At 78.3% G+C, this 1,381-nt stretch carries 1 protein-coding gene; it reads right to left on the bottom strand.

Annotated features, from left to right (window positions below; genetic code table 11):
- On the bottom strand, positions 1–1,381 hold a 1,381-nt coding region (locus JNW98_RS35290), incomplete at both ends, for an acyltransferase domain-containing protein (protein ID WP_223772347.1).

The raw sequence follows: 1,381 nt of genomic DNA, 5'->3' as shown, positions 1-1,381 counted from the left end.
CGGTCGCCCGGGCCCGGGCGCCGGGCGCGTCGATCCAGTGCCGGTCGCGGGCGAAGGCGTAGCCGGGCAGGTCCGGCAGGGACCGCCGGGGCACCGGGGTGTCCTCCGCCGGGCGGTCGCCGGGCGGGACGATGTCCACCGCGGCCCCGGCGGTCCACAGGTGAGCGAGGGCCTCCGCCCGCACCCGGGCGTCGGGCCCGGTCGCCCGCGCGTGCCGCATCACCGGGACGGTGACGGGCTCCGGGCCGCCGTCGTCCACGGCCGCGGCCAGCCGCGACAGGACGTCCCCCGGGCCGATCTCGACGAGGACCGGGCCCGCGCCCCCGGCGGAGGCGGCGCGCAGCGTCCGCACCCCGTCGGCGAAGCGGACCGTGCGGCGCGTGTGCGCCACCCAGTGCTCCACCGAGGTGGCCTGCTCGGGGGTGACCCACGTGCCGGTGACGTTGGTGACGTACGGGACGCGCGGCTCGCGCAGTCCGACGCCGCGGAAGGCGGCGGCCAGGTCGTCCAGGACCGAGTCGAGCATCGAGGAGTGGGCGGCGGCGGGCAGCCGCAGCCGCCGGTGGGTGACGCCGTCGGCGACGAGCCGCTCGACCAGCGCGTCCACGGCGTCCACCGGCCCGCCCACCGTGCACGAGGACGGCGAGTTGACCGCCGCCAGGGACAACCCCCCGTCCAGGAGCGGCAGGACGTCCCGCTCGGGCAGCGCCACGCCGACCGCCGCCCCGCCCGCCGAGATCATCAGCCGGACGCGGGTGACCAGCAGCGGCAGCATCTCCTCCAGGGTCATCACCCCCGCGAGGCACGCCGCCACGTACTCGCCCAGGGAGTGCCCCATCAGCGCGCCGGGCCGGACCCCGGAAGCCTCCAGCGAGGCGGCCAGGGCGTACTCGACCACCGCGAGCGCGCACATCGACTCCACACTGAAGTGGTCCGCGTGCTCGTGGAGTGTGTGCCGGATGTCGAGGCCCAGCACGGGCTGAAGGATGGCCGCGCACCGGTCGACGGCCTCGCGGTAGGCGGGGTCGTCGCGGTACAGCTCCGCGCCCATCCCCACGTACTGGGTGCCGCCGCCGGGCAGCAGGAAGACGACCTCCGGCGCGCTCTCCGCCCCGGCCGCCGGGACCGGCGCGGCGGCCAGCGCCCGCGCGGCATCCGCCGCGGTCGCCGCCGCGACGGCGCGCCGGTGGGGGCCCGGGCGTCGGGCGCGCAGGGCGCGCGCCACCTCGGACACGGACAGCTCCGGGCGTTCCTCCAAGTAGCGTCCCAGGCGGCTCAGTTGGCCGGCGAGACCGTCGCGGGTGCGGGCCGAGACCGGCAGCACCGTCCAGCCGGGCGCCTCTTCGGCCGGCTTGGGGGGTTCCGGGAGGCGCGGCGCTTC

It is taken from the genome of Streptomyces huiliensis (genome assembly GCF_020037025.1).
Classification (GTDB): domain Bacteria; phylum Actinomycetota; class Actinomycetes; order Streptomycetales; family Streptomycetaceae; genus Streptomyces; species Streptomyces huiliensis.
This window is presented reverse-complemented; position numbering and strand designations above follow the sequence as displayed.